The organism is Pseudomonas oryzicola, from assembly GCF_014269185.2.
Lineage (GTDB): Bacteria > Pseudomonadota > Gammaproteobacteria > Pseudomonadales > Pseudomonadaceae > Aquipseudomonas > Aquipseudomonas oryzicola.
On record NZ_JABWRZ020000001.1, the window covers coordinates 3,841,856 to 3,862,347 of the forward strand.

At 61.4% G+C, this 20,492-nt stretch carries 18 protein-coding genes and 4 tRNA genes; 6 read left to right on the forward strand and 16 right to left on the reverse strand.

Features of this window, described 5'->3' with window-relative positions; genetic code table 11:
• Positions 1-54: 54 nt before the first annotated feature.
• Both HU760_RS17670 and HU760_RS17675 read right to left on the reverse strand, forming a co-directional pair.
• Positions 55-957 (reverse strand): carbohydrate kinase family protein, encoded by a 903-nt coding sequence (locus HU760_RS17670; protein ID WP_186679527.1) that lies wholly within the window; start codon positions 955-957, stop codon positions 55-57.
• Positions 958-1,090: 133 nt separating this feature from the next.
• Positions 1,091-2,653, reverse strand: coding sequence for a carbohydrate porin (locus HU760_RS17675; RefSeq protein ID WP_186679528.1), 1,563 nt, complete (start codon positions 2,651-2,653; stop codon positions 1,091-1,093).
• Positions 2,654-2,820: 167 nt separating this feature from the next.
• On the opposite strand from HU760_RS17675, the gene HU760_RS17680 reads away from it, so the two are divergent.
• The 6 genes from HU760_RS17680 to HU760_RS17705 all read left to right on the forward strand — a co-directional run bounded on the left by HU760_RS17680 (position 2,821) and on the right by HU760_RS17705 (position 9,658).
• Positions 2,821-4,095: an ABC transporter substrate-binding protein gene (locus HU760_RS17680; RefSeq protein WP_186679568.1), complete on the forward strand. Its 1,275-nt coding sequence runs from the start codon at positions 2,821-2,823 to the stop codon at positions 4,093-4,095.
• A gap of 21 nt (positions 4,096-4,116) precedes the next feature.
• Positions 4,117-5,079 carry a carbohydrate ABC transporter permease gene (locus HU760_RS17685; RefSeq protein ID WP_186679530.1) on the forward strand — a complete coding sequence of 321 codons (963 nt, stop codon included), beginning with the start codon at positions 4,117-4,119 and terminating at the stop codon, positions 5,077-5,079.
• Complete coding sequence (locus HU760_RS17690; protein ID WP_186679532.1) at positions 5,076-5,918, forward strand: carbohydrate ABC transporter permease; 843 nt, start codon at positions 5,076-5,078, stop codon at positions 5,916-5,918. Before HU760_RS17685 ends, HU760_RS17690 begins: the two co-directional genes overlap by 4 nt.
• 27 nt (positions 5,919-5,945) lie before the next feature.
• The gene (locus HU760_RS17695; RefSeq protein ID WP_186679534.1) at positions 5,946-7,091 is read left to right on the forward strand and encodes an ABC transporter ATP-binding protein; all 1,146 of its coding nucleotides are present in this window, start codon (positions 5,946-5,948) and stop codon (positions 7,089-7,091) included.
• Entirely contained in the window at positions 7,088-8,590 is a 1,503-nt protein-coding gene (locus tag HU760_RS17700) for a glycoside hydrolase family 32 protein (RefSeq protein ID WP_186679537.1), read from the forward strand. Before HU760_RS17695 ends, HU760_RS17700 begins: the two co-directional genes overlap by 4 nt.
• 75 nt (positions 8,591-8,665) lie before the next feature.
• Positions 8,666-9,658: a LacI family DNA-binding transcriptional regulator gene (locus tag HU760_RS17705; RefSeq protein WP_186679540.1), complete on the forward strand. Its 993-nt coding sequence runs from the start codon at positions 8,666-8,668 to the stop codon at positions 9,656-9,658.
• A gap of 40 nt (positions 9,659-9,698) precedes the next feature.
• Here HU760_RS17705 and HU760_RS17710 read toward each other — a convergent pair whose 3' ends face one another.
• The 14 genes from HU760_RS17710 to truA form a co-directional block, all read right to left on the reverse strand.
• Positions 9,699-10,520, reverse strand: a complete 822-nt coding sequence (locus HU760_RS17710) for a DUF2242 domain-containing protein (protein ID WP_186679543.1) — start codon at positions 10,518-10,520, stop codon at positions 9,699-9,701.
• Between the two features lie 199 nt (positions 10,521-10,719).
• Positions 10,720-10,796 (reverse strand) — tRNA-Asp (locus HU760_RS17715).
• Between the two features lie 141 nt (positions 10,797-10,937).
• Positions 10,938-11,014: transfer RNA gene (locus tag HU760_RS17720), tRNA-Asp, on the reverse strand.
• 100 nt (positions 11,015-11,114) lie between these two features.
• Positions 11,115-11,191: transfer RNA gene (locus tag HU760_RS17725), tRNA-Asp, on the reverse strand.
• A gap of 66 nt (positions 11,192-11,257) precedes the next feature.
• A tRNA-Val gene (locus HU760_RS17730) sits at positions 11,258-11,333 on the reverse strand.
• Positions 11,334-11,562: 229 nt separating this feature from the next.
• On the reverse strand, positions 11,563-12,336 hold the full coding sequence (locus HU760_RS17735; protein WP_170028953.1) for an SDR family oxidoreductase: 774 nt from the start codon (positions 12,334-12,336) through the stop codon (positions 11,563-11,565).
• Entirely contained in the window at positions 12,333-13,544 is a 1,212-nt protein-coding gene (locus HU760_RS17740) for an O-succinylhomoserine sulfhydrylase (RefSeq protein WP_186680400.1), read from the reverse strand. Before HU760_RS17740 ends, HU760_RS17735 begins: the two co-directional genes overlap by 4 nt.
• 15 nt (positions 13,545-13,559) lie before the next feature.
• Positions 13,560-15,065, reverse strand: a complete 1,506-nt coding sequence (gene purF, locus HU760_RS17745; RefSeq protein ID WP_170028951.1) for an amidophosphoribosyltransferase — start codon at positions 15,063-15,065, stop codon at positions 13,560-13,562.
• Between the two features lie 42 nt (positions 15,066-15,107).
• Complete coding sequence (locus tag HU760_RS17750) at positions 15,108-15,665, reverse strand: CvpA family protein (RefSeq protein WP_186680403.1); 558 nt, start codon at positions 15,663-15,665, stop codon at positions 15,108-15,110.
• A gap of 170 nt (positions 15,666-15,835) precedes the next feature.
• Positions 15,836-16,513, reverse strand: coding sequence for an SPOR domain-containing protein (locus tag HU760_RS17755; protein ID WP_186680406.1), 678 nt, complete (start codon positions 16,511-16,513; stop codon positions 15,836-15,838).
• Positions 16,497-17,804 (reverse strand): bifunctional tetrahydrofolate synthase/dihydrofolate synthase, encoded by a 1,308-nt coding sequence (gene folC, locus HU760_RS17760; protein WP_186680410.1) that lies wholly within the window; start codon positions 17,802-17,804, stop codon positions 16,497-16,499. Before folC ends, HU760_RS17755 begins: the two co-directional genes overlap by 17 nt.
• Entirely contained in the window at positions 17,804-18,697 is an 894-nt protein-coding gene (accD, locus tag HU760_RS17765; protein WP_186680413.1) for an acetyl-CoA carboxylase, carboxyltransferase subunit beta, read from the reverse strand. Before accD ends, folC begins: the two co-directional genes overlap by 1 nt.
• A 216-nt stretch (positions 18,698-18,913) precedes the next feature.
• Positions 18,914-19,534 (reverse strand): phosphoribosylanthranilate isomerase, encoded by a 621-nt coding sequence (locus HU760_RS17770; RefSeq protein ID WP_186680416.1) that lies wholly within the window; start codon positions 19,532-19,534, stop codon positions 18,914-18,916.
• A 61-nt stretch (positions 19,535-19,595) separates the two neighbouring features.
• Entirely contained in the window at positions 19,596-20,453 is an 858-nt protein-coding gene (gene truA, locus HU760_RS17775) for a tRNA pseudouridine(38-40) synthase TruA (RefSeq protein WP_186680419.1), read from the reverse strand.
• Positions 20,454-20,492: the final 39 nt, after the last annotated feature.

A 20,492-nucleotide genomic window follows, 5' to 3' on the forward strand; every position in this document is an offset into this window, starting at 1 on the left:
CGCCTTCAACCTAAACCGATGGGATGAAGGAATGATGACAAGCTTATGACCTTCTTACCTTAGCAGCTTCACTAAACCTTCTACATCAGCCAGTGCCGGTGCATGGGCTCCGGCATACCGGCATGATATGGATGCGCAGGCCGCTGAAAATCGCAGGCGCTCCTTCAAGTCTGCGATCCCGAGCATCTCCGCAGCCAGCCAACCCGCCATACACGCATCGCCTGCTCCCACCGTATCTTCCACTTCCACGGTAATAGCGGGCTGATCGAGTTGGCTGTCAGGGGTGTGGAGAATCATCCCGTGTTCCCCTAGGGTAAACAGGATCTGCGCCTGAGAATTCAGAGCACGCAGCTCATCCATTGCCTGGCATTCTGTCAGCCCTGGATAGAGATGCCGGAGGTCTTCGTCGGAAAGCTTGATCCTGTCAGCAAGGGGGGTTATCGCAGTGAAGGTCCGCTCGCGATAATGGCGATCCATCAACGTGCGCCAATTGGGGTCATAGCTGACCCGTTTACCGGCTTCCTTGGCCGCCCGAGCAATTTCAACCAGCCTGTCTGCGAGTGGCCGTCGAGCCAGGCTGATGCCACTGAAGTGACACAGCTCTGCTTGGCCGATCCATCCTTCGGGCAGCTGATCCGGATCGAAAAAAAGATCGGCATCCCCCGCAAAGAAGTAACGCGGAGGACGGTTCGATCGAACAATGGCGACCAAAGGATCTCGGTCTACCTGTTGCATGAAGTTCGTATCCAGCCCTGCGGCTTGCGACTGCGAGACTATCTCGTCGCCCATGGAATCTTTGCTCACTGCCCCGGCAAAAGCGCTGCTGACACCCAAGCGACTGAGTGCTCGCGCAACGTTCCAGGGAGCACCACCCGGGTAGCCCTTCCACTGTCCAGGGGTGCCTTGGACAAGGTCCGTCAGGGCTTCGCCAAATACTACTGCGCGAGGCAATACCATCGCCATTTCCTCAGTTTTTATCGTAGGGATAACTGCAGGCTGATCAGTTTTGACCGGTAACCCATCACGCCATGCGCCGGATTAACAGGCAGAGTTCGATGCGCGAAGGCGTGGTGGCCGCCATGTTCAAATATTAGAACCAGGTTTCCATCTGTATACCGTATTGCCATACACCGCCGGCGTTGAAGTCGGTCTTGCCGAAGTTGTCCGTGGCGCTGTATCGGTCCAGGTCCGACGACCAGTTCATGAAACTTGCAAACACTCGCAACTCGGGGCGTGTGAGAAGGTCTCCAACATCAGGTTTGAATGTCGGGGCAACCGTGATTTTCCAGAAGTTACCGTCGACGGCATTACGTTGCAGATAGCCCTTGGGATCGAGGTCCATGGTTTGCCAGCTCATTTCGTAGGCCATCTCGAAATTGCTGTTGATTTCATTGGCCAAGCGCACGTTCAGGGTCATCCACCGGTAGTCGTCACCCTTGACGTACCTGTCCTTGCTTTGCTCGGCCAGCACGCTGGGACCGATGCGCCAGCCAGACGCAATGGGGGTCTCGCCGTAAAGCGCCAGACGCAAGGCACGGGCATCGTCGATCAGTTCGCCATCCGAACCGATATTCTTGACCTCCGCCCCCAGACCTTGCCCATAGAGCAGTGCCGTTTTGAAGAAGCCTTCCCTGCCGAGAAAGTTTTTCTGGTGATTGGCCAGCATGCTGTGCATGCCTGATTCCGCAGGCGCCAGGCCCGCTTCATTGCTGCGGGTGCCGACGTCGTTCTTCTTTGAGCCAATGGCATTGAACATCCACTGCCACTGACCATCATCAAAAAACTGGTTAGAGGTCAGGATGTAGCTTTCCACATCGGCATTGATACCGCCTTCACTGAAATCACCGTAGTTACGCCCGATCAAGGAATAATTCGAGCGCCAGTTCTGGTTCATCTGCATGTCGTAGACGCCACCCCCGGTGCCAGCCAGGAAGACGACGTCCGAGTCCAGCCAGTGAATGTCGAAGTTATCCCTGTCGAAGCGCTTGCCTGCCCACAGGGTGGCGTTCTCGAATACTGAATTACCCTTGAACGCCGCGAGATGGTCGAGCTCTGTGAATACCTGGCGCACGTTCAGGCTGCTTTCATCGGCCGTCCAGTCGTTGGAGCTTTCCACGCCATCGGCAATGGAAACCGTGAATTTGGAACGGGTGCCGTTTTGCGCATAGGCTTCTTTCGAGAGGTCGATGCGCATGTAGGTGTCATCTTCGTTGCCGAGCCGCCCGACGGCCCCGCCGACCGAACCGGCAGGGGTTGTATAAGGGCCACCACGACCACCGCCAAGCCCATCGTTGATCAACAATCCGGAACGGGCGTAACCCTTGAAGCTGAAGCCGTCAGTAAGGTGTCCACTGCTGCTCTGCTTCTCCAGGCTTTGTTGACGGACTTCCAAACTTGCCAGCCGGGCATCCAATGTCTGTGCCGCAGCCGCCGTCGAAGTAGACCCAGGCGGTAATGTGTGCGTTGCAAGTTTGAGCTGCTGCAATTCCCTGGCGAGGGCCTGGGTCTGCTGTTCGGCTGCGGCAGCACGCTTTTCCGCTGCACTGGCACGGGCTTCAAACGCAGCCATGCGTTCCTCCAGGGTCGCGGCCTCAGAGGTCGCAACCGAAGTGCCGAGCACACCTGCTAGTAGCCAGCTTGATGCTTTCTGCATGTGGGTTTCCTATCTTGTTTTTATTGTTCACTCCTGCGAGCAGCCCTTTCCTACGTGCATTTCGAATTGCCGTGAACGACGAAAAAAAGGATGCCTCATCGCAACGAGGCTGCTACATTGGCGATGTTAACGTTAACTTTTCTAAAAACAAAAATAAAGGGCACTCAATGAAACCGCTGAAAACGCTCCTTCCAGCAGCATTCATCACCCTCTGCGGCGGACTGCCATCCGTTTCGAACGCCGCAGATTTGACGATTTCGTGTGGCGCAGTGGGTGCGGAGTTGGCACTCTGCAAGGAAGCTGTCGAGGCGTGGTCGAAACAGACCGGCAATAACGTCGAGGTGGTTTCCACGCCTAATTCGGCGACCGAGAGGTTGTCGTTCTACCAACAGATCCTCAGTGCGCAGTCCACCGACATCGACATCATCCAGATCGATATGGTGTGGCCGGGGATGCTGGCCAACCACCTGCTGGATCTGCGCGAGGTACTTCCTGCCAACGCTACCCAGGGCTACTTCCAGGCACAGGTGGATAACGCCACGGTGAACGGGCGGCTGGTGACGATGCCCTGGTTCACCGACTCGGGCCTGCTGTATTACCGCAAAGACTTGCTCGAGAAGTACAACCGGCCGGTTCCGCAGACCTGGGAGGAAATGACCGCTACCGCCAAGTATGTTCAACAGGCCGAGCGCACTGCCGGGAACGCCAATGCCTGGGGTTATATCTTCCAGGGACGCGCCTACGAGGGCCTGACGTGTAACGCACTGGAGTGGATCAGCAGCCAGCCGCAAGGCGGACTGATCAACCCTCTCGGCGACATCGTGGTTAACACTCAGGCCTCAAGGGCGGCTTTGACCCTGGCGCAAAGCTGGGTGGGAGACATCTCCCCGCGAGGCGTACTCAACTACACCGAGGAAGAAGGACGTGGCGTATTCCAATCGGGAAATGCGTTGTTCATGCGTAACTGGCCTTATGTCTGGGCCTTGGTACAAAGCCCGGACAGTGCCGTAAAAGACAAGGTCGGGGTCGCCCCCCTACCCCGTGGCGGCATAACCGGCACCCATGCCTCCACCCTCGGTGGCTGGGGCCTGGCAGTATCGCGCTACAGCGCCCATCCAAGACTTGCCGCAGAGTTGGTGAGCTACTTGAGCAGTGCCCAGCAGCAGAAACATCGTGCCCTGGTCGGCGCCTACAACCCGGTTATCGAGTCGCTGTATCAAGATCCCGACCTGCTCACGGCAATGCCTTATTACAGTCAGTTGCACAGCATTCTCAACGATGGGGTGATGCGCCCCGCCTCGATAACCGCCGACCGTTATCCCCGCGTCTCCAATGCGTTCTTCGATCGAGTGCATGGTGTGCTGGCGGGCGAGCAGCCTGTCGATCAGGCGCTGACCGAACTGGAGAGTGAACTCACTCGCATCAAACGTCGGAGCTGGTAAGCCACAAGGAAGGAAATCGCCATGACTGTCTCTACTACTCACGCCCCCGGTGAGCAGCTCGTGCTCACCCGGGAAACGCCTGTGCATCGCCGCCAAGTACGCGCCGCCTGGCTGTTTCTGACGCCGATGCTGCTATGTCTGGCGCTGGTGGCGGCCTGGCCACTAATGCGCACATTCTGGCTCAGCCTGACTGACGCCAGCCTGGCGGACACCCGAGATGTATCCTTCATAGGCGTGAGCAATTACCTGTTCCACAACGGTTCCAGCTGGTCAGGCATCCTGGTGGATGCCCAATGGTGGAACGCTGTTCGCAACACCTTGCATTTCACCGTGGTGTCGGTGGGGCTGGAGGTCGTCCTGGGATTACTGGTGGCGTTGCTGTTGAACATCAAGTTCACCGGCCGTTCCCTGGTGCGTGCCTTGATTCTGATTCCTTGGGCGATTCCTACCATTGTCTCGGCAAAGATCTGGTCGTGGATGCTCAACGACCAGTTCGGCATCATCAATCACCTGATGCTGAGCATCGGCCTGATTGACGCCCCCCTGGCCTGGACGGCAGATGCGGATCTGTCGATGTGGGCGGTGATCATTGTCGATGTCTGGAAAACCGTCCCGTTTGTCACGCTATTGATGCTGGCGGCCTTGCAGATGTTGCCAAGCGATTGCTACGAAGCCGCCAGGGTCGATGGCATTCATCCGCTGAAAGTGTTCTGGCGTGTCACGCTTCCGCTGTTGATACCTGCATTGTTGGTGGCGGCGATCTTCCGCATCCTCGATTCCCTGCGCGTGTTCGACGTGATCTATGTGCTGACCTCGAATGCTTCGAGCACCATGAGCATGTCGGTCTATGCCCGCCAACAACTGGTGGAGTTTCAGGATGTCGGTTATGGCAGTGCAGCCTCGACTCTGCTGTTTCTGGTCGTTGCAGTAATCGCCATGCTTTATCTCTACCTCGGACGCCGTCAGATGGAGGTCCGGTCATGAGCCTGCGCCTACTCAAGAAAACACTGTTACGTCTCGGGTTCTGGTGCCTGATCGTGGTTTTGCTGCTGTATGCGGTCTTTCCTTTCTACTACGCCATCGTAACTTCGCTGAAGCCGTCCGGCACCTTGTTCGAGGTGAGCTACTGGATCGAAAGCCTCGATTTCTCCAATTACGCGGCAGTACTCCACCAAGCCTCGTTCCTGCGAGCGATCGGTAACTCGCTGGTGGTCGCGCTTTGCGTGGTGACCCTGGCGCTGTTCCTCAGTGTGACCGCCGCCTATGCCTTGGGACGGGTGAAATTCCGTGGGCGTGGCACGGTATTGATGATGGTGCTCGGCGTGTCGATGTTTCCCCAGGTTGCCGTACTGTCGGGGCTGTTCGAAGTGGTACGCGCCCTGGGCCTGTACAACACCTCCTGGGCTTTGATCCTGAGCTACACGATTTTCACCCTGCCGTTCACCGTCTGGGTGCTGACGACGTTCATGGGCCAACTGCCACATGAACTGGAAGAAGCAGCAATCATGGATGGCGCTTCGCCCTGGGTAACGCTTACCCGGGTGCTGTTGCCGCTGCTATGGCCTGCACTGGTCACCACCGGTTTGCTGGCTTTTATTGCAGCGTGGAACGAGTTCCTGTTCGCCTTGACCTTCACCCTCACCGACACGCAACGCACGGTGCCGGTTGCCATCGCCTTGATTTCCGGTGGTAGCCCCCATGAGCTGCCATGGGGGCTGTTGATGGCCGCATCGGTGCTGGTCACTGTCCCTCTGGTGATGCTGGTACTGATCTTCCAGCGCCGAATCGTATCCGGTCTCACTGCCGGTGCGTTGAAGGGTTGATGCCCAACAAATACAAGGAACAGCATCATGATCAAATTGAAACTGGACAACGTGAACAAACAACTGGGCGGCGTGCAGATACTTCGCAACGTCAACCTGGAAATCAGTGCAGGTGAATTCGTGGTGTTCGTTGGCCCTTCGGGCTGCGGAAAGTCGACGCTGCTGCGCCTGATCGCCGGACTGGATTCGATCTGCGCGGGCAACCTGCTAATCGACGGGCAACGGGTCAACGACCTGGAACCGCGCGAGCGCGGCGTCGGCATGGTGTTTCAGTCGTACGCGCTGTATCCGCACATGAGCGTCTACGACAACATCAGCTTTGGCCTCAAGTTGGCCAGGACAGAAAAGAGCACCCTGCACGAACGCGTGATGAAAACGGCGAAAATCCTTCAACTGGACAAACTGCTGCAACGCAAACCCAAGCAACTGTCCGGGGGGCAGCGTCAACGTGTAGCAATGGGCAGAGCCATGGCGCGGGAGCCGGACATTCTGTTGTTCGACGAGCCCCTTTCCAATCTGGACGCCTCTCTACGGGTGCAGATGCGCAACGAAATCGCCCGGCTGCATGATCGACTGGGCTCGACCATGATCTACGTCACCCACGATCAAGTGGAAGCGATGACCCTGGCCGACAAAATCGTTGTGCTCAATGGCGGTCATGTAGAACAGATCGGCTCACCCCGCGAACTCTATGAACGGCCAGCGAGCCGCTTTGTCGCCGGCTTTCTTGGCTCGCCAAAAATGAACTTCCTAGCGGCACACCTGCATGCCCCAGGCGAAACCAGCCTGGTCGATGCCCCCGTTCTGGGTATCACCGCCCTACCCTTCGACAGCTCGCAACTGGCGGCAGGCACGCGACTGAGCCTGGGGGTTCGCCCAGAGCATGTTTCACTCAAGGCGGCAGAGGGAGCGACCGGGATCGTCGTGGCCGGGGTCGAATACCTTGGCAGCGAAACGTATGTGTATCTCGAAACAGGCCAGGAGGAGCCGCTGGTCTGTCGTTGCGAGGTCAATGCCGGATGGCAGGCGGGCGATCGAGTCGAAGTGCAGCTGGACCTCGACAACCTGCACCTGTTCGACGTCGATGGAGCGGTCTTGGAGCGTCATCCAAAAGCCATCGAAAACCTTCCGACTGCAGTCTCCGTGCGCTCAGGCCGAGCACGAGCCCTATGACCTTGTCTTCGAACAACATGAGCGATCCAATGCCTTCTCCCCTTGACCTTGCACAGCAGGCACTGAGTGACGGCCTGGCTCGTGTCATCCAGGATTATCGGCCTGGTTATCATATTGCCCCCCCTGCAGGCTGGATGAATGACCCTAATGGGGTCGTGTACTTTCGTGGCGAATATCACGTTTTCTATCAACATTACCCCTTCGAAGCGAAATGGGGCCCGATGCATTGGGGGCACGCCAAGAGTGCCGATCTGGTTCATTGGCAGCACCTGCCCATTGCCCTGGCACCCGGCGATGACTTCGACCGTGATGGATGTTTTTCCGGTAGTGCGGTGGTGTGCGGGGATACCCTCGCACTGATCTACACCGGGCACACCTGGCTGGGGGAAGTGGGCGACGAGCGCGCGATCCGTCAAGTACAGTGCCTGGCCACCAGCACCGACGGCATCCGTTTCGTCAAGCAGGGGGCCGTCATCGACAGCGCGCCGCACGACGCGATAATGCACTTTCGAGACCCCAAGGTATGGAAGGAAGATGGCTATTGGTACCTGATTGCCGGCGCACGCCTGGGCGATAGGCCGTTGCTCCCGCTGTACCGTTCAACAGACCTGTTCACCTGGGAGTTCCTCGACTACACGGCCAGTGGCAGCGCGGGCGATGGCTACATGTGGGAGTGTCCGGATCTGTTTCCACTGAATGGACGCGATGTGCTGCTGTACTCCCCCCAAGGCATGCAACCCCAAGGTTATGAACGGCTCAACAAATACCAGACCGGTTATCGAGTGGGCCGACTCGACAGCGAGTGGCACTTCACCGGCGGGCCTTTCATCGAGCTGGATAACGGCCACGATTTCTATGCAGCGCAAACGTTTTCAGGCGCCGATGGTCGACGACTTTTATGGGCCTGGCTCGACATGTGGGAAAGCCCGATGCCGACCAAAGCCCATCACTGGTGCGGCATGCTCGGTTTGCCTCGCGAACTCGAACTGCGCGCAGATCGTCTGTGCGTGTACCCGGCACGGGAGCTCACAGCTCTGCGCAAGGCGCCATTGCCAAGTACGCCATGGTGGGATGGGCCGGGAACCCGGTGGGTGCAGCAAGTGAATGGCGATATGCTCGAAATCCATGTGCACCTGGATCTGCTCGGCTGCACCGATGGCCACCTGGGGATCGCCTTGCGCTGCAGCGCCGATGGCCGTGAAGAAACCCTGCTCTACCATGATGCCTCGTTACGCCGCCTGGTGCTTGACCGCAGCCACTCGGGTGCGCACACCACAGGCCAGCGAAGCGTGGCGATAGACCCAGGGCAGGAGCGACTCGAACTGCGCATATACCTGGATCGTTCGTCCATTGAGGTGTTCGACGAAAACGGCCGCTTCAGCCTCAGCAGTCGCCTCTATCCGCAGACCGACAGCCTGGGAGTGAAGCTCCTTGCCAGCGGGAATGGCGGGCGTGTCTCCATTCCTAGAGCATGGTCTCTCGCCTCGGGATGGCTATGAGCAGCATCATGCAAATCGCAAAAAGCGCAGATCATGTGTCATGATTCGTCGCAAACCTGACCGGTCTCACCCCGAATGACTTCAGTGAAAGACGTTGCACAACTGGCCGGTGTGTCCCTGATGACAGTTTCCAGAGCGCTCAACAATCCGGAAAAATTGAGCCCCGAAACCTATCAGCGGGTACGTCGCGCCATTGATGAACTGCAATTCGTACCGAGCCTGTCGGCGCGCAAGATTCGCGGCGACAACCTCCAGACACGAACCATCGGCGTGTTCGCGCTGGACACAGCGACCACGCCGTTCGCCGTCGAACTGCTGCTGTCCATCGAACAGACTGCGCAACAGGCAGGCTGGAATGTCTTTATCCTTAACCTGCTAAGCAACCCGCCTACCGATCAGAACATCGACCTTATGTTGTCACACCGCCCTGACGGGTTGATTTTCAGCGCCATGGGACTGCGCCAGGTGTGTATTCCCGAGCGGTTGAAGAGCAAACCCCTGGTACTCGCCAATTGCCTGGCGGATGACAGCCACTTGGCGAGTTATGTGCCCGACGACGAAACGGGGCAGTATCGAGCCGTACATCACGCATTGAGCCAAGGCTATCAGCGCCCCTTGCTTATCAACCTGCCAAAGCAGAGTCTGGCCTGGGGGTTACGTCAAAAAGGCATGCAGCGAGCTTGTCAGGCATTCGGACTGGCGCCTGACGCACTCCTGCAGTACGACCTGTCCGAGCATGACGCCTATGGTGAAACTGCCGCCATCCTCGACCGGCACATCACTGATGGTCGCCCCCAATTCGACATTCTGATCTGTGGCAACGACCGCATTGCGTTATGTGCCTATCAGGTGTTGCTGGGCCGCGGCCTGAAAATTCCCGACGATGTCGCCGTGCTTGGCTACGACAACATGATCGGTATTGCCGAGCTGTTCATCCCGCCACTGACCACAGTGCAACTACCGTACTACGAGATCGGTCGCAAGGCTGCCCGGCACCTGATCGACGCCTTGGAGAAACCGGGAGCTGAGCCAGTGGATTGCCCGTTGGTGATCAGGGCATCCGTGTAAGAGCCAGCTTGCCGGTGGAGACGCCAGTAAAGGTCCCCCTTCAAAGAGAGGGGGGTGCCACCTCAACGGGCCGGGCGTCCTGCTGTACCTCAATCGGCGCCGCCTCCACCGGCGGTGCCACCGGCTGCGAGCCCTGGCTGTCATCCACCGCTGGCGCCGCTACCGCCTCAGTGGCTGGGGCTATGGCTGCAGGCGTTGGCGCAACCTCAGTCACAGGTGCAGCTGCCGGGGCTGGCGCCGGGTTGGCAGCCGCCTGCTCCGGTAGCCCCAGGGCTGCCGCCGGCTTCTCGACATTCGGCGCAGGCGCCTCGGCCTTGCTGGCCTGCTTCGGTTTGGGCTTGGGCAGATAGCTCTCCACCAAAGCGAAATAGCGGTCATAGAACTGCGCCGCCGTCACCGTCTCGCTGGCCACCTTGACCATGGAGTCGTCGCTGGAGCCGATCGGCATCGAAACCGAACCCAGCACCCCCACGCCCAGGCTGGCCGAGGTGTTGGACTTTTTCAGGGCATAGCGGTCCTGCAGGGCATTGGCGAACATGGTCGAGCGCTTCTCGTCGCTCACATCCGGTGCACAGGTGACGTTGAAGCTGATCTGCAGGTGATTCTCGCTGTTCTGCTGGAAACTCTTGTTGCCCATCACCTGGTTGGCGCCGCTGCTGGTGATGATGTAGCCCTGGCTGAGCAAGGCGCGCCGGGCGGCCTCGCAAGAGCCGGCATCGCTCACCGGGAAGCTGCGCGAAAAGGTGCCCGAGTCATCGAAATTCTCGTGCTCGTAGACGGCGGCTTTTTTTGAGGAACAACCGGTCACGCCCGCCAGCACCAGGGCCAGCCCGAGCGCACCAAAGACGGAAGATCTGGTCATTGCGTATTCCGGGTAAGTCAGAAAGGTGCCTATTGTGCAACACACGAGGCTGGCACAGGAACCGTTGATCGGTGAAGAGTCTGTCAGATTCGTGTAAATCTGGGCCAAGGCCGGCGATGGTCAGGCGTAGAAACGAAAAAAGCGACCCTGAGGTCGCTTTTTCGTGCTTCGAGGCGTTCAAGGGGCCTCGAGGCGAAGATGGCGCAGCGGACGGGACTCGAACCCGCGACCCCCGGCGTGACAGGCCGGTATTCTAACCGACTGAACTACCGCTGCGTATCATTCAGGCTTGCGCCCGATTGAAACCTGGGTCTACCCTTCCGGCTCGATGGCCTCAGGACAGGCACAAAAAAAGCGATGACTGGATCGCTTCTCTTGTGTTTGCTTCAAGGTGTTCAAGGGACCTTGAAACGAAGATGGCGCAGCGGACGGGACTCGAACCCGCGACCCCCGGCGTGACAGGCCGGTATTCTAACCGACTGAACTACCGCTGCGTATCGTTCAGGCTTGCGCCCGATTGAAACTGGGATCAGTCCAAGGCAGGTTGCCTTGCGACTTCAGACCGGTGCCAGGCACCCATCTGTTACTGAAAAATGGCGCAGCGGACGGGACTCGAACCCGCGACCCCCGGCGTGACAGGCCGGTATTCTAACCGACTGAACTACCGCTGCGCAGTGCGTTCCTCTCTGGCTATCGGCTTCTTGCGAAACCTGAAGCACCAGGAACATCTCAGGAAGTGGTGGGTGATGACGGGATCGAACCGCCGACCCTCTGCTTGTAAGGCAGATGCTCTCCCGGCTGAGCTAATCACCCTCGCGATGTTGCTTGTTGCGTTTGCTTCGCTGAGGCCGCGAAATTTACGCAGGTGGTGAAGCTAAGTCAATAGCCCCGTTGGCTTTTTTTCAAAAAAGGTCGGTTGGCTGCACCGACCTCTTCGCGGGCTCGCCCGCTCCCACAGGATCTCCACCGATCCTGACCTATGCGAAATACCTGTGGGAGCGGGCGTGCCTGCGAAGAGGCCAGTACAGGATATGCAGAATGCTCAGGTGTAGATCATCTTGCGGGTCATGCCGCCATCGACCACGAACTCCTGGCCGGTAACGAACGCCGCCTGGCGCGACAACAGCCAGGCCACCATGGCCGCGACGTCTTCAACCGTCCCTACCCTGCCGGTTGGATGCTGGGCATGGTCGGCCTCGGTCAACGGTTCGGCACGGCGCTGCGAAGGGTCGCGGGCGTCGATCCAGCCCGGGCTCACCGCATTGACACGGATCTCCGGGCCCAGGCTCATGGCCAGGGCATGAGTCAACGCCACCAGGCCGCCCTTGCTAGCCGCATAGGCCTCGGTATCGGGCTCGGACTGTCGCGCCCGGGTAGACGTCAGGTTGACGATCGCCCCGTTGTGCGCACGCAGGTACGGTGCACAATGCTTGGCCAGCAGCATCGGGCCACTGAGGTTGACCGCCAGCACGCGGTTCCACTGCGCCAGGCTCAGGCTTTCCAGGGTGTGGTTGTGCGGGTTGGCAATGGCCGCGTTGCACACCAACGCGTCCAGGCGGCCAAACTGCCCCAGCACCTCGGAGACCCCGGCACTGACCTGGGCCTCGTCGGCAACGTCCATGGTAATGAACCAGGCGTTGTCACCCAGGGCCTTGGCCACCTTGGCGCCACGCTGGCGGTCGAGGTCACTGAGCACCACCTGCCAGCCTTCGCAGATCAGCCAGGCGGCAATGCCCAGGCCGATGCCGCGCGCGGCACCGGTAACCAGCGCGACCCGGCCATTGTGGCCGGGCGCAGCGCCGCCGATCTCGATCACAGGGCCGCCAGCCCGCGCGCCAGGTCGGCCTGCAGGTCAGCCACGTCTTCCAGGCCCACGGCAACGCGGATCAGGCTGTCGCGGATACCTGCGGCTTCACGCTCCTGCGGTGTCAGGCGACCGTGGGAGGTGGTGGCCGGGTGGGCGATGGTGGTCTTGCTGTCACCGAGGTTGGTGGTGATGGAGATCACCCGGGTAGCGTCGATGAAGCGCCAGGCGCCCGCTTTGCCGCCCTTGACCTCGAAACTCACCACCGCACCGAAGCCACTCATCTGGCGCTTGGCCAGCTCGTGCTGCGGGTGGCTCGGCAGGCCGGCGTAATGCACCTTCTCCACGCCCTCCTGCTGCTCCAGCCATTCGGCCAGTGCCTGGGCGCTTTCGCAGTGCGCACGCATGCGCAGGCGCAGGGTTTCCAGGCCCTTGGTGAAGATCCAGGCGTTGAACGGGCTGAGGGTCGGGCCTGCGGTACGCAGGAAACCGACCACTTCCTTCATCTGCTCGGCACGCCCGGCAACCACGCCGCCCATGCAGCGGCCCTGGCCGTCGATGAACTTGGTGGCCGAGTGGAACACGATGTCGGCACCCAGCTTCAGCGGTTGCTGCAGCGCCGGGGTGCTGAAGCAGTTGTCCACCACCAGCATGGCTCCGCGGGCATGGGCGATTTCGCTGAGGGCAGTGATATCGACCAGCTCGGCCAGCGGATTGGACGGCGACTCGACGATCAGCAGCCTGGTGTTGGCCTTGATGGCCTTTTCCCAGCCAGCCAGGTCGACCAGCGGCACGTAGTCCACCTGCACGCCAAAGCGCTTGAAGTACTTCTCGAACAGGCTGATGGTCGAACCGAACACGCTTTGCGACACCAGCACATGGTCACCGGCGCTGCACAGCGACATCACCACGGCGAGGATCGCAGCCATGCCGGTGGACGTGCCCACGGCCTGTTCGGCGCCTTCCATGGCCGCCAGGCGCTCCTCGAAGGCGCGCACCGACGGGTTGGTGTAACGCGAATAGACGTTGCCCGGCGTTTCGCCGGCAAAGCGCGCGGCGGCGTCGGCAGCCGTGCGGAACACATAGCTGGAGGTCAGGAACAGCGCTTCGCTGTGCTCGGCCTCCGGTGTACGGTGCTGACCGGCGCGCACCGCAAGGGTGTCGAAACCGACACCCTCGAGGTCACTGTCCAGCCGCCCGGCATCCCATTGATCCGTCATGCCGTCGCTCCCGAATCAGTTGTTGTACAGGTCGATGATCGCGCTGACTGCCTGGTTCTTGACCTTGGCCAGGTCATTGCGGGCTTGCTCGATGCGGTCGAGGTAGGCCTCGTCGATGTCGCCGGTGACATATTCGCCGTTGAACACCGCGCAATCGAAGTGCTCGATCTTGATCTTGCCGCCACCGACCGATTCGATCAGGTCCGGCAGGTCCTGGTAGACCAGCCAGTCGGCGCCGATCAACTCGGCCACCTGTTCGGTGGTGCGGTTGTGGGCGATCAGTTCGTGAGCGCTCGGCATATCGATGCCGTAGACGTTGGGGTAGCGCACCGCAGGGGCTGCGGAGCAGAAGTAGACGTTTTTGGCGCCGGCTTCGCGAGCCATCTGGATGATCTGCTTGCAGGTGGTGCCGCGCACGATCGAGTCGTCCACCAGCATCACGTTCTTGCCGCGGAACTCCAGCTCGATGGCGTTGAGCTTCTGGCGTACCGATTTCTTGCGCGCGGCCTGGCCGGGCATGATGAAGGTACGGCCAATGTAGCGGTTCTTGACGAAGCCTTCGCGGAATTTCACGCCCAGGTGGTTGGCCAGCTCCAGGGCTGCGGTGCGGCTGGTGTCCGGGATCGGGATGACCACGTCGATGTCATGGTCCGGGCGCTCGCGCTGGATCTTCTCGGCCAGCTTCTCACCCATGCGCAGGCGCGCCTTGTACACCGACACGCCGTCCATGATCGAGTCCGGACGGGCCAGGTAGACGTGCTCGAAGATGCACGGCTGCAGCTTCGGCGCGTCGGCACACTGTTTGGTGTACAGCTGGCCTTCTTCGGTGATGTACACCGCTTCGCCGGGCGCCAGATCGCGGATCAGGGTGAAGCCGAGCACGTCCAGGGCCACGCTTTCCGAAGCGATCATGTACTCCACGCCCTCGTCGGTATGACGCTGGCCGAACACCACCGGGCGGATGCCGTTGGGGTCGCGGAAACCGACGATGCCATAGCCGGTGATCATCGCCACCACGGCGTAACCGCCGACGCAGCGGCTGTGCACGTGGGACACAGCGGCAAACACGTCTTCTTCGGTCGGCTGCAGCTTGCCGCGCACGGCCAGTTCATGGGCGAACACGTTCAACAGCACTTCCGAGTCGGAGTTGGTGTTGACGTGGCGCAGGTCGGACTCGTAGATCTCCTTGGCCAACTGCTCGACGTTGGTCAGGTTGCCGTTGTGTGCCAGGGTGATGCCGTACGGCGAGTTGACGTAGAACGGCTGTGCCTCGGCCGAGGTCGAGCTGCCCGCCGTCGGATAGCGCACGTGGCCGATGCCGATGTTGCCGACCAGGCGCTGCATGTGGCGTTGCTGGAACACATCGCGCACCAGGCCATTATCCTTGCGCAGGAACAACCGGCCGTCATGGCTGGTCACGATACCGGCAGCGTCCTGGCCGCGGTGCTGGAGGACCGTAAGCGCGTCATACAGCGCCTGATTGACGTTCGACTTACCGACGATACCGACGATGCCACACATGCGACGCAACCCCTACTTTGACGAAACTTGAGTGAATAGCGCTCAGGGCTTAGCCGGCCCGAGCAACTGTTCCTTGAACGGAAGATCAGCCGGAGTGCCGATCAGCCCACTGGGTGTCCACTGGCCGGTAAAACCCAGGATCAGGTTTTTCGACCAGTCGGCAACCAAGAGAAATTGTGGTATCAGGCGTGATTCCTGCCACCAGGTGTCCTGTTGAACCGGCCCCAGGCTGATCAGCCCGATGGCCACCACCACCAGCAAGGCCCCGCGCGCGGCGCCGAAGGCCATGCCCAGGAAACGATCGGTGCCGGACAACCCGGTCACGCGGATCAGCTCGCCGATGAGGAAGTTGATCATGGCCCCCACCAGCAAGGTGGCGACGAAAAGAATGGCGCAGCCGGCGATGACACGCATCGACGGCGTCTGGATGTAGCTTTCAAGATATACCGAGAGCGAACCGCCGAATATCCAGGCAACCGCACCGGCAATGATCCAGATGAGCAAGGACATGGCTTCCTTGACGAAGCCGCGCTTGAGACTGATCAGTGTGGAGACGGCGATGATCGCGATGATCGCCCAATCAACCAGGGTAAATGCCACGGTGCTGCCTGCAGACGTTTGAGGCGGCGCATTTTACCAGAGCGGCGAGGGGTTGGGTAAGCGGAATGTCAGGTCGATTGGTGTTGGCTTCATCGCCGGCAAGCCAGCTCCCACAAGGATCGCGCGCAAAAGCGAAACGCACGACTTCTGTGGGAGCGAGCCAGCCAGGATCAACTGCGCTCGGGCTGGAAACGCACCACAAAGCCCTTGAGGCTGTTCTGGCGATTGATGGTATCGCGCATGCGCTCGGCCTCGGCGCGCTCGATCAACGGCCCCACGTACACCCGGTTCATGCCTCCCGCCGAGCGGACATAGGCGTTGTAACCCTGGCTACGCAAGGTTTGCTGCAATTTCTCGGCACCGGCGCGGTTGGACAGGCTGGCCAGCTGGATGGACCAACTGACCGGCAGGCCATTGACGTCGATCTTCGATGGCGCTTCCGGTTTGGCCACGGCTGCGGCCGGGGCCGAAGCAACTGCCGGCTTGGGCTCCGGCCTGGGCTCGACCTTTGGCGCAGGAGCCTGCGCCTTGGGCGGCTGAGCCTGCACCTGTGCCTGCGGCGACGGCGTGATCGGCTGACTGGGCGGGCTCGCCGGCGTGGTGGACTCATCGACCACCACCGGTGGCTGTTGCGGCTCTTGCGCAATGGCCTGTGGCTCCGGCACGGCAACCGGCTCCACCTTCACTTCCGGCAGGCTTGGCATGGCCGGTGCCTGCGGGGCCTCGACGTGCACCTGGCGCATCTCGTCCTCGCGGGTGAACAGCATCGGCAGGAAAATCACCGCCAGCGCCACCAGCACCAACGCACCCACCATGCGCTGTTTCATCCCTTTATCCAGCACTGCCATCTACTCCACCCTCCTGGGCGTGCCGCTCCAGCCATTCCAGCGCCTGGGCAACACAGAAAAACGAACCGAACAGCAGGATCTGGTCATCTGCCGTCGCCTGCGCGCATTGCCCTTCAAGGGCGGCGTCGACGCTGGCATAAGACTTCACCGCGGCGCCGAGGTTCGTCAAGGCCGCGACCAGCTCGGCAGCCGGCCGGCTGCGCGGGGTGTCCAGCGGTGCCACCGCCCAGTCGTCGACCAGGCCCTGCAGCGGCGCGATAACACCGTGCAGGTCCTTGTCGGCGAGCAGCCCGAACACCGCCAGGCGGCGCCCCTTCAGCGGCCGGGTGGCCAGGCGTCGCGCCAGGTATTCTGCAGCGTGCGGGTTGTGCCCCACATCCAGCAACAGCTCCACCGGCCTGCCCTGCCAGCTCAGCAGCCGACGATCGAGGCGCCCGGTGATACGGGTATCCAGCAGCGCCTGGCGAATCTGCCCGGCGTCCCACGGCAGCCCCATCAGCAGGTAGGCTTGCAGGGCGAGCGCGGCGTTCTCCATCGGCAGGTCGAGCAACGGCAGGTTGGGCAACGCCACCGGTTGACCCGCGGCGGTAACACCGCGCCAGCTCCAGTGGCCATCGGCACTGGCCAGGTCGAAATCCCGCCCGCGCAGGAACAATGGCGCAGCCAGCTCGGCGGCCTTGTCCAGCAGCGGCTGGGGCGGCTCCAGGTCACCGCACAGGGCAGGCTTGCCCTGACGGAAGATCCCGGCCTTCTCGAAAGCCACCTGCTCGCGGGTATCGCCCAGGTAGTCGACATGGTCGACGCCGATGCTGGTCACCAGGGCCAGGTCGGCATCCACCACGTTCACGGTATCCAGACGGCCACCCAGGCCTACTTCCAGCACCACCGCGTCCAGTTGCGACTGGCAGAACAACCAGAACGCGGCCAGGGTGCCCATTTCGAAATAGGTCAGCGATATGTCGCCCCGCGCCGCCTCGACGGCGGCGAAGGCATCGCACAGGCGCTCGTCGCTGGCTTCCTGGCCATCGATCAGCACTCGCTCGTTGTAACGCAACAGATGCGGCGAGCTGTACACGCCGACCTTCAACCCCTGGGCACGCAGCAGCGAAGCCACGAAGGCGCAGGTCGAGCCCTTGCCGTTGGTACCGGTCACCGTTACCACGCGTGGCGCCAGCTTGCCCAGCGCCAGCCGGGCAAGCACCTTCTGCGACCGCTCCAGGCCCATGTCGATGGCCGTGGGGTGCAACTGCTCGAGGTAGGCGAGCCATTCGCCCAGGGATCGTTGTTTCATCACGCGACGGCAGCCGCCTCACGCGCCTGCTCCGGGGTCTTCTGGCCAGTCATCTGGGCCAGCAGGCGAGCCAGACGCGGGCGCAACTCACCACGCGGGATGATCAGGTCGATGGCACCGTGTTCCAGCAGGAACTCGCTGCGCTGGAAGCCTTCCGGCAGTTTCTCGCGTACGGTCTGTTCGATCACGCGCGGGCCGGCGAAACCGATCAGGGCCTTCGGCTCGCCGACGATCACGTCACCGAGCATCGCCAGGCTGGCGGAAACGCCACCGTACACCGGGTCGGTCAGTACCGAGATGAACGGGATGCCTTCTTCACGCAGGCGCGCCAGTACGGCCGAGGTCTTGGCCATCTGCATCAGCGAGATCAGCGCTTCCTGCATGCGCGCGCCACCCGAGGCGGAGAAGCAGACCATCGGGCAGCGGTGCTCCAGGGCGTAGTTGGCCGCGCGTACGAAACGCTCGCCGACGATGGCGCCCATCGAGCCACCCATGAACGAGAATTCGAAGGCACTGACCACGACCGGCATGCCCATCAGGGTGCCGCTCATGGAGATCAGCGCGTCTTTCTCGCCGGTCTGCTTCTGGGCGCCGGCCAGGCGGTCCTTGTACTTCTTGCCATCCCGGAACTTCAGGCGGTCGACCGGCTCCAGGTCGGCACCCAGTTCGGCACGGCCATCGGCGTCGAGGAAGATGTCGATGCGCGCACGTGCGCCGATGCGCATGTGGTGGTTGCACTTGGGGCAGACATCCAGGGTCTTTTCCAGCTCCGGACGATACAGCACGGCCTCGCAGGCCGGGCACTTGTGCCACAGGCCTTCAGGCACCGAGCTCTTCTTCACCTCGGAACGCATGATCGAAGGGATCAGTTTGTCGACTAACCAGTTGCTCATGCTTTCTTTCTCCAGTATCGGCAGGCAGCGGCCGCTATCGCCGGCCCTGCCCTTGAGCTCACAATCTTTTATGAAACGATGATGGACCGACCGCCGGGGCTTCCGGCGCGCCACTCCACCGCTAATGTGTCGTTCTGCCGCCTCAGGCGCAGGCGGCTGCCCACAGGGCTGCGAAAGCTATGGACGATGGCGCGCAGCCAGCCGTCACATCTGCCATCACGCCTGTTTCACCGCCCGCACGAAGGCTTCGATCTTCGCTGCATCCTTGATGCCCTTGGCCTGCTCCACGCCGCCACTGACATCCACCGCGTATGGCCGCACCTGGGCGATGGCCTGGCCGACGTTGTCGGCCGTCAGCCCGCCGGCCAGGATGACCGGCTTGCTCAGGTGCGGTGGCACCAGCGACCAGTCGAATGCCTCACCGGTACCGCCGGGTACGCCAGGCACGTAAGTATCCAGCAGAATGCCGCGGGCACCGGCGTACAACCGGCAGGCCGCCTCCAGGTCATCGCCCGGGCGCACGCGCAGGGCCTTTATCCAGGGGCGCTGATAGCCTGCGCAATCCTGCGGGGTTTCATCGCCGTGGAACTGTAGCAGGTCCAGCGGCACCGCTTCGAGAATCTCGTTCAGCTCGCAACGTGTGGCGTTGACGAACAACCCCACCGTGGTCACGAACGGCGGCAGTGCGGCGATGATCGCCCGCGCCTGACGCACGTCCACCGCGCGCGGGCTCCTGGCGTAGAACACCAGGCCGATGGCGTCAGCCCCTGCTTCGGCAGCGGCCAGTGCATCTTCGATGCGGGTAATACCGCAGATCTTGCTGCGAACGTTGCTCATGGACAGCGAACCCTGCTGCTGAAGGTGAAAGGCCGGATGTTAGCAAATGGCTTTTCGCCCGTCAGTCGGCCAATGCCTCGTAGCCGGTCAAAAAGTGTGGGCCGATGTAACGCCTTGGCAGCGCATACTCCTCGGGGTACTCCACCTGCACCAGGTAGAGCCCGTACGGGTGCGCGGTGACCCCGCCTTCGCGGCGATTGCGCCCTTCCAGCACCTCACGCGCCCAGGCCACCGGACGCTCACCGGCACCGATGGTCATCAGGACGCCGGCAATGTTGCGCACCATGTGGTGCAGGAAGGCGGTGGCGCGCACGTCCAGCACGATCATCTGGCCATGGCGGGTAACACGCAGATGGTAGATATGCTTGATCGGCGACTTGGCCTGGCACTGGCTGGCACGGAAGGCGCTGAAATCATGGGTGCCGAGCAGGTACTGCGCGGCTTCGGCCATACGCTCGACATCCAGCGGGCGGTGGTTCCAGGTAACCTCCTCGGCCAGGTGCGCCGGGCGGATCGGGTCGTTGTAGATGACGTAGCGGTAACGCCGGGCACAGGCCTTGAAACGGGCATGGAAGTCGGCCGGCATCGGCCGCGACCAGACCACACTGATGTCATGCGGCAGGTTGAAGTTGGTCCCCATGGTCCAGGCGCGCTCGTCGCGCACGGCGCGGGTGTCGAAATGCACGACCTGCCCGCAACCGTGTACGCCGGCGTCGGTGCGCCCGGCGCAGATGACCGAGATCGGCTCGTTGGCCACCTTGGACAGGGCTTGTTCGAGCGCCTGCTGGACACTCGGCACACCGCTGGCCTGGCGCTGCCAGCCGCGGTAGCGCGCGCCTTTGTATTCCACGCCCAGGGCGATGCGAGAGTAGCCTTCGGCCGCAGACTCGGCGGCGGTGTCGATGATGTCCAAGAGCATGAAACCTGTGGGGTGTACGGAATGGCGGGGATTATAACG